Annotated in this window: 8 protein-coding genes; 4 read left to right on the top strand and 4 right to left on the bottom strand. The window is 38.3% G+C overall.

Going from position 1 to position 8,513, the window contains the following annotated elements; all coding sequences use genetic code 11:
- Positions 1 to 217 precede the first annotated feature (217 nt).
- The 3 genes from O3C63_04645 to O3C63_04635 all read left to right on the top strand — a co-directional run bounded on the left by O3C63_04645 (position 218) and on the right by O3C63_04635 (position 2,506).
- Positions 218 to 1,429: a hypothetical protein gene (locus O3C63_04645; GenBank protein ID MDA0772213.1), complete on the top strand. Its 1,212-nt coding sequence runs from the start codon at positions 218 to 220 to the stop codon at positions 1,427 to 1,429.
- A 23-nt stretch (positions 1,430 to 1,452) separates the two neighbouring features.
- Complete coding sequence (locus tag O3C63_04640) at positions 1,453 to 2,046, top strand: TetR/AcrR family transcriptional regulator (protein ID MDA0772212.1); 594 nt, start codon at positions 1,453 to 1,455, stop codon at positions 2,044 to 2,046.
- 172 nt (positions 2,047 to 2,218) lie between these two features.
- Positions 2,219 to 2,506, top strand: a complete 288-nt coding sequence (locus tag O3C63_04635) for a hypothetical protein (protein MDA0772211.1) — start codon at positions 2,219 to 2,221, stop codon at positions 2,504 to 2,506.
- A 2-nt stretch (positions 2,507 to 2,508) separates the two neighbouring features.
- Here O3C63_04635 and O3C63_04630 read toward each other — a convergent pair whose 3' ends face one another.
- The 4 genes from O3C63_04630 to O3C63_04615 are packed head-to-tail and all read right to left on the bottom strand — an operon-like array spanning position 2,509 to position 5,416.
- Positions 2,509 to 3,288 carry a histidinol-phosphatase HisJ family protein gene (locus tag O3C63_04630; GenBank protein MDA0772210.1) on the bottom strand — a complete coding sequence of 260 codons (780 nt, stop codon included), beginning with the start codon at positions 3,286 to 3,288 and terminating at the stop codon, positions 2,509 to 2,511.
- Between the two features lie 39 nt (positions 3,289 to 3,327).
- Positions 3,328 to 3,957 carry a hypothetical protein gene (locus O3C63_04625; protein ID MDA0772209.1) on the bottom strand — a complete coding sequence of 210 codons (630 nt, stop codon included), beginning with the start codon at positions 3,955 to 3,957 and terminating at the stop codon, positions 3,328 to 3,330.
- Positions 3,950 to 4,708, bottom strand: coding sequence for a uroporphyrinogen-III synthase (locus O3C63_04620; protein ID MDA0772208.1), 759 nt, complete (start codon positions 4,706 to 4,708; stop codon positions 3,950 to 3,952). Before O3C63_04620 ends, O3C63_04625 begins: the two co-directional genes overlap by 8 nt.
- 21 nt (positions 4,709 to 4,729) lie before the next feature.
- Positions 4,730 to 5,416, bottom strand: coding sequence for a response regulator transcription factor (locus O3C63_04615; GenBank protein ID MDA0772207.1), 687 nt, complete (start codon positions 5,414 to 5,416; stop codon positions 4,730 to 4,732).
- A gap of 207 nt (positions 5,417 to 5,623) precedes the next feature.
- Here O3C63_04615 and O3C63_04610 point away from each other — a divergent pair, with 207 nt between their 5' ends.
- Entirely contained in the window at positions 5,624 to 8,512 is a 2,889-nt protein-coding gene (locus tag O3C63_04610; GenBank protein MDA0772206.1) for an Ig-like domain-containing protein, read from the top strand.
- Position 8,513: the final 1 nt, after the last annotated feature.

Here is an 8,513-nt window from a genome sequence, read left to right as displayed (position 1 = left end):
CTATAGTCACTTTGCTACAAAACCTTTTTTGAGAAATTGTTTAGCTCAAGCTTCTGTCACTATATGAAAATTAGCAAAAAATGAATTCGTCATTGCGAGTCCACATAGAGGACATGGCAATCCAGAAAATGGCAATATTGCTATCTTTAAAACCTTAAACACCACCATAACCAAGGCTTAACCTCAATATGTCTCAATTGTAACGAGGTATAAACTCATGAGCGAAACATTAGGCAAAGCAAGCACTCCAATATCAGGTGTGTCCACAGGCAGAGCAATTAAGCCAGTCTTAGGTAAAGCTGCAGCAATAGCAAGCCCGAGTCCGGCAGGCGATACGCCAGGACTATCACAATTTAGTAGTCCAGGTGTATTTGCAGAATCAAATACTGACAGTATTTTTACTGAGTTTGGCAAAACAGCAAATGCAGCTCCAGGCTGGCCTAGCACAATGGCACTAAGCCCATATCAACTACAAATGATGTCAGATTATGCAACTCAGCAAGCGATCAATCAACAAATTGCTGCAGCTCAAAAAAATACAGAAACAGAAACCGATAAAGAAACAGGTAAGAAAGTTAAAACAGAAGAAGATTCAGCTTCTCAAGCAATTATAGACAAGAATGTTAATGTCGAACACAAGGCTGGTTCAGTAGCTGCTGGCGAAAAAGCAAGCGGTGATAGTAATAATGGCTCAGGTTTAATGTCAGAAGAAAATGTTAATGGTGAACTAGCAAAAAAACTCAATAGTAAAATGGCAGAAGAACTTGCAGGACTAGATATTGTAGTAGCAGACCAAGTGGCAGGAGCAGCTGGCTGGTTTAGTAGTAATATGTCAATTGCCTTATCAAAAGATGGAACAATGGCAACAATGTTTCATGAGGTTGGGCATGCCCTCCAACATAAACTAGGCGGTGGACTAGGTGCAGCAAGAAATGGTGGTGAAGGCGGTTGGGGTGATGCCAAGATGAACGGACATATGGATACCATCAGAGACAAAATGGTTTCAGGTGGGTTTCAGATGGGGGAACTTAATGGTGGTTATGGCTGGAATAATCAAAACAAAGGTGGCAGCCATGATCAAGCAGAAGAATACGCCGAAGCATTTAGTATGTGGGCAACACAGAGAGAAGAATTTGAAAACCAATTTGGTAGTGAAATTGCTGCTGACTTTGATGAGTTTTTTGGAAAAGAATCGCAGCAATATGATGAGACTGAACCAATTCAAGAAAAATATCCAGACTTGCAACCAATGTTTAACTTATACAATCCTGCAGCAATGAGATTACTTTGGGGTCTTGGATTACAATACCAAATTGGTCCAGCATTTCAGCCAAATCCTTTACAATCTCAATTTAGCTCAGTAGCTCCACAGTTTAACCAGGGTATTCAAGCTCCTTTAGGACCAAGATTAGGTAGCATTACATTTTAATCATTACACTGTATAATTAAACTATGGCAAGACGTTCTGATCATAGTAAAGAAGAATTAGAAAAAATAATTTTTGATGCAGCCAATAAGCTCATAGAAAAAGACGGACTTAATGGTCTAAGTGCCCGCAAACTGGCTACAGTAATAGGATACACGCCTGGTACTATTTATAGTTTTTATGAGAATCTAGACGAATTAATTCTTAGAGTCAATGGTAAAACACTCGATCAAATCTATAGCAAACTTGAGAAATCTATCGCCAAAAACAAGGCTAGAAACAAGGCTATCAAAGCAATTGCTGAGAGCTACTTAAACTATGGACAAAAAAATATCAATAGATTTAGAACTCTATTTGAATTTAACTACCTACAAGATGGCAAAAAAGAGCTGCCTGACTGGTATCAAGACAAAGTTAGTAAAAACTTTGGCTTGATTGAAGCTGTTTTAACCGGCAATCAATGCTCCGATCAAAGCGAAATCAACGCTAAAGTACTCTGGTCAGGCTTACATGGTATTGCAATGCTTTCACTCAACGGTAAATTAGACTCGGTCAAACTCAAATCAAGCCAAGTTTTATTGGATAGTTTTGTTGAGATCTTTCTTAGAGGCTTGAAATAAGATATAAAACACGTAATATCAGCAAGAATCAGCTTTATTAAAGATAATTAATCGACATATTAACCTATTCTTTATTCAACAGTGTATAATTACTGCTATATATATTCAACAGTGTTCAATATATTTTTTTGAGAATTAATTCAACACTGTTTAATTAAAAGGAAGCTCACAAATGCAGAATAAATTGACCATCAGCAGACTAGTTATAAGTCTAATATTAGTAATTAATCCAGCTATAGTAATAGCCAAAGAAATTAATTATAAGGAAATCGAAGCAAGAATGCAAACACAACAAGAACATAAAATCATTGTAGGAAACAAAAAATCCAAATCTCAAAGGGGTTCTACAGTTGCCAAAGTAGGTACAGCTGCATTGATTGGAGTTGGATCAATGGCATTATTTGGTTTATGGGCAGCAAATGAATGGAACTGTGCTGCTAAACCTAGTCATTGTAGATAGCCCTAGACAAAAGCAGGTACTAACATCTTCTGATGCTTCTGGTAAACAGCAACCTCTTTGATATCCATCTCTCTTAAAAGCGCCTCGAGCTTATCATAGTTATGACAAAGATCATGAGCAGCATGAGCGTCACCAGCAATAGTAAAACTAATGCCTTTGTCTATTGCCATTTGAATTAGTTTCTTGTCGGGGTAAATCTCTCCAATTGGTTTACGCAGCCCGGCAGTACTAATTTCCATAGAGATATCTTTGGCTTTGATTAAATCTAGAACCTCATGATAAAGCTCATCAAGATTCTCAGTGGGAAAGAACTTGAAGATCTTGATCAAATCCAAGTGAGCCATAGAATCAACCAAACCACTTGATGCTATCGCCATGATGTTTTTGTAGTATTCGCGATAGAGATCATTGATGTTATGTTTCTGGTACTGGTCGATATAATGAGGATGGTCAAAAGCAAAGTCTTTGACAAAATGAACAGAGCCTAAAACAAAATCAAGCTTGTCCCAGTTTTGTTCAACCCATTTATGACCATCAGCACTTGTTTCTGGGTCATTATCCATTTCAATACCAGCACGAAATTTGATGTCTTGATTATTTTCTTGCAGACGCTCAATCTCATCAAAACTAAAACCAGCTTTATAACGATCGTGATCAGTAAAAGCAAGATCTTGTAGACCTAGTTCTCTAGCTTTGTCAGCCCAAGTCTGCAAAGTTGCTTGACTGTATGGTAAGTCAGTGCGATGGGCTTGTGGGTGGTTGTGGTAATCAGCTACTAACATTTAAAAAGATTGCTCAAAAACAAGTGCAAATTTATTGTATTAATTTCTAACTGGCTCCATAATATCGCGCATGGTGATAATAGAAGTGTAGTCAACACCGAAATCCTGAAAACGATACTTAGCACCATCAAGACGATCAATAATGGCAATCACTTGTACGATTTCAGAATCCGCTTCTTGTTTCAAGATACGCATCATATCGATCAAATTGGCTCCATCAACAACCATATCTTGGATCAAACATACTTTGGTAGCAGGTTCAAGAGGTCCTTCTATCCATTTTGAAAGTCCTTTGCGTCTTGCATCAGTTGCATCACGCACATAAAAAGTACCAATGTCCTGACCTCTCATAAAAGCTAACTGCGAGCAACCAACGGGTAGTGAATAAGCATCACGAAGAGAACCACCAATAAAACTAACCTCATCTTTGATATGATGCAAAGCAGTAAGACTAGCTAGAAAGGCACCTTCGGCACTCATCAATGCCTCTTTGGGGTCAAGATAGTGAGAAGTAATTTGACCAGAAGGCAAGAGTGAGTCACCAGTAAATAATGCTTTTTCTTTTACTAGAGTGATTAATCTCGCTCTAGCATCTTCATAACTTAGATTCATTATGCTTGGACCTATTTTGGATTCAGGTTTTTTAGGGCTGGTTTTAAAATTAGACATTAATCAATAGTATAGCATCAACAATAGCAGCGATTGATGCTGATTTTGCTTCTGTAATAGTCATAGAGCCAAGTTCTGCCTCAATTGTCTCTGTCGTCTGGGGACCAATACTTATAGCTCGATATCCATTTAATCGCTCAATCCGCTTTGGCCCGAGTAATTTAATGAAGTTGCGTACTGTCTGTGAACTAGTAAAACTAAAGCAAAGCTGATGATTCAGTGACAAGAATTGATCAAACTCTGTAAGATCTAAATCAGGCACTTGAGTCTTATAAGCCAATGCAAGATCAATAGCTACAACACGAGAGTTCAAGTCATCAATGAAATCATCTTCAACAATTTCATTGCGCAGCAAAATCACTCTAGATACCTTATCGGGATTAAACTCTTGTAAGAAGCATTTTGAATTGAACTTAGTTGGTACAAAATCAACGGGGAAACCAATTTCATTACGAATAAAACTAGCTGTAGATTCACCAACACAAGCTATTTTGAGACGAGGACTAAGATGAAACAAATGTCCACCAAGTTCAAGCAATCTGTCAAAAAATATCTCTGCTGATTTTTTGCTCAAGAAGATAATCCAGTCATACTCATGATTAGATCGTATTGTTTTATCGAGGCTGGCATAATCATCACTTGGTTTTGCAAATTCCAAACAAGGCAAAAGAAAATAACGAATATCATTTTGATCTAGTAAGTCAATAAATTCTTGAGTGTATTCAAGTGGTCTAGTGATGACAACTTTCATTACCAAGATTATAGCGTGTTCTTATGAACCAAGACGATAACCAAAACCACGTACGGTTTGGATGATCTTTGGTTTATTAGGATCTTCTTCAATTTTTTGTCTTAGCCAACAAATGTGAACATCAACCGTTTTAGAGTCACCATCAAAATCAAGACCCCAAACTTTTTCAATTAATTCATCACGAGAATAAATTCTCTTTGGATTTTCCATAAACAATTCAAGCATAGAATACTCGCGAGGACTAAGATTCAACTCTTTATCTTCAAGCCAAACTCTATGCGTTTTAGCATCCATAATCACCTTGCCAAAACGGATACGTTTGGGATGAGTAGCGTTGGGTTGTTGGGCTCTTCTTATTGCAGCGTTAACCCTAGCCATCAACTCCTCCCAGTTAAAGGGTTTAGTAATATAGTCATCAGCACCAGCGGCAAGACCTTCAACAATGTCTTCTTTGGCAGATTTACCGGTGATCATGATTACTGGGACATAATTCTGATTCTCGCGAATACGCTTGAGCACATCAATTCCTGAAATGTCAGGCATTGACCAATCAAGCAAAATTAAATCAGGTTCTTCACTCTCGTATTTACTGAGTGCTTGCTGACCATTATAAGCAATAGCTGTTTCAAAACCCTTTTGCTCCAGTGTGTAGGCCATGGGGTCTACTAAGTTAACTTCATCGTCTACTAATAATAGTTTTAAACTCATTGATATCTTCCTTTTTGGCTTAAGCTTGCATTAAGACCTAATAATTCTATACCCTGTTCTTAACCTTCTTAACCTTAGGATAAATATACGCAAGGCGTATTTATCTTAATACCAAAGATAATTAATCTAAATAGATCAAATAGCCTAGTCAAATATGATGAATAAGACTAATAATATATAAGTAGCTGTTATCAGCTTATCGCAGAAATGAAAAAAATTAGTAAAAGACCATTTAAAGTTTTGATATTGCTTGCATTAGCAATCAATATATTTTCTGCAAACATAGCACATGCGCTTACTTGGTACGACAATAACTGGTCTTATAGAATCAAAGTTACAGTTGAAGATGAGAAGGTTACAGCTGATCAAACTAATTTTCCGGTGATGGTTGACCTTAGTGATTTACCAGTAGGTTTTTGGACTAACGTAAAATCCACAGGTGCGGATATTGTGATGACTGACAATGGTGGCTCTACTAAATTAAAACGAGAGCTTGAAAGTATCGACACAGGAACTAACGCAGGTATCTTATGGTTTAAAGCAGCGAGTTTGAGCTCAACTGTCAATTCTGATTTCTATCTATATTATGGTTACGCGTCGGGTGCTGAGACTAATGACACTACTACTTGGTCTGATAATTATGCAATAGTTTCTCACTTAGATGATACGGCAACTGGCTCGGCTGATGATATTGATGACTCCGTCAATAATTATGAAGGTGATTCCCAAGGAAGCATGAATGGTGGTAGCCTGAACGCCGGTAAAATTGGTAATGGACTTTATCTCAACTCTGGCAGTTTTCAATACATTGACTACGGTGATGTCACGCAAATGAATAGTGTCTCTGCCTATAGTTTGTCATATTGGGTTAAAAGTGTTACTAACTATGTTTCTCTAGGAAAGGGTGGAATGTCCACCTCTGTAAGAAGCCTATATTATGATGGTTCTGCGTATAATTTTTATCCAACAAATCAAACTGATTATGGTTCAGAGACTTATAGTTTTGACTCTAATTGGCATCATGTTGTTTCAGTATTCAACGGTTCACTTTCTGGGACGGCTAGATTCAAACTATACATAGATGGTTCTGTTAGAGCTTGGGACACTACTAGTGGTACAGCCGATGGCACTACTGGTACTGGCAACTCTCTTTACCTCGGTCTAGATGAAGTAAATTCTACTTACAGTAATGCAATAATGGATGAATTTAGAGTCTCGACATCTGGTTTGTCAGCCGATTGGATTGCAACTGAGTTTAATAACCAAAATGGGGCATCTACATTTTATAGTATTGGGGCGCAAGAGACTGATGCTGATATTACTAACCCCACAGTTTCAACTTACTCTCCTGCCGACGCTGCTACGGGAGTATCCTCCACTGCTAATTTAGTAATCACTTTTAGTGAGGCGGTAGTTACTGAAACAGGCAATATAACTATTAAAAAACTAAGTGATGATTCAGTTTTTGAAACAATCCCTGTCGGTGACGCTAGAGTAACAGGTAATGGCGGCACTGCTATTACAATCAATCCAACTAACGGCATGGTTGCTTCAACAGCTTACTATATCAATATAGCTGCTACAGCTTTTGATGATAACGCAGGAAACTCTTATGCCGGAATCACAGACAATGGTACCTGGAATTTTACTACCGCTTCTGTAATTGTTGGTTGGTCTAATAGCAACTGGGCAAGCCGTCTCAAAATCACTATCGATGCCACCAAGGTCAATGGCGATGTCACTGACTTTCCTGTCTATGTTGACTTGAGTGATTTAAGTTCTAAGAATTTCTTTAACAATGTGCGTAGTGATGGCGGCGAGATAAGAGTGACTCAGGGAGACGGTTTGAGCCTGGTGCCAACTGAGCTAGTGAGTATTGATACAACCAATAATCAAGGTGAGCTTTGGTTTAAGGCACCGTTTTTAAGTGGCACAAATAACCTTGATTTTTATATCTATTACAACAACGCTAATGGCAGACCATTGAATGCCAATCACCCAATGGGTAGATATGCTGTATGGTCCAATGGATTTGTTGCTGTCTATCATATGACCGAAGATCCCAATGGGGACGTTAATCAAATAATGACCAATAGTGTAAGCAATAAATTATTTGCTACACCCGGAGGAACGATGACAAGTGCTGACAAAGTAGCTGGTCAAATCGGCAATGGTACTGATTTTGATGGTACTAATGATATTTTTACTGCCGCAACGACTGGTATAAGTATGGATATTGGCAATATAAGTGCTTGGTCCAAAAAAGATGTAGCGAATAAGGATTTTGGTATTTGGCAAATCTATACTGATGGTACTGATCACCTGAGTGTTTGGGTTCATGCTACTGGTGGTGGTGCTGATGATATGTGGGCTCTCAAACTTGGAGGCACTGATATTGTTAAAGCAACAACTGCTATCACTGACAGTAACTGGCACCATGTTTCGGTTGGCTACAACTTTACTAGTGATAATTATGAGCTTTTTCAGGATGGTGTTTCTGAAGCCAGCTCTACAAGTTCATATACAGCTGATACCTTAGCAGCAGAGCAAGACATTGGTTTAGATGGTACTACCAACGAATACGATGGTACTCTAGATGAGATTCATATTGCAACTAAGGCACGCACTACAGTTTGGGTGAATACTGAATACAACAACCAAAACTCACCTTCCACTTTCTATTCTATTGCAGCAACTGTTGATGACGTCAATGACGATAGTACACCAAAAGTATCTGCTTTCTATCCAGCAAATAATCAAGATAGATTCCCGCTTCGAGCTAATCTGGTGATGACTTTCAACGAAACAGTGCAAGCTGGCACTGGCAATGTAACTATAATGAAAACTAGTAATGGCGGTACGTTTGACACGATTGCAATTGGTTCTGCTACTTTCTCTAGTAGCCAAGTTACCATCAATCCAACAAGCAACTTAGTTGCTGGAACTCAATACTACGTACTAATCGATAGTTCTGCAATTGAAGATGCTAGCTCTAATCGCTTTGCAGGAATCACAGATGATCAGGGCTGGACTTTTACTACTGAAGGTGGTAATGCTACTCCTAATGAACCGACAAATATCTTTTTGATGCAATAAG

The sequence above is a fragment of the Cyanobacteriota bacterium genome, assembly GCA_027618255.1.
Classification (GTDB): domain Bacteria; phylum Cyanobacteriota; class Vampirovibrionia; order LMEP-6097; family LMEP-6097; genus JABHOV01.
Note: the sequence above shows the minus strand (reverse complement) of the source record. Positions and strands in the feature narration are given on the sequence as shown.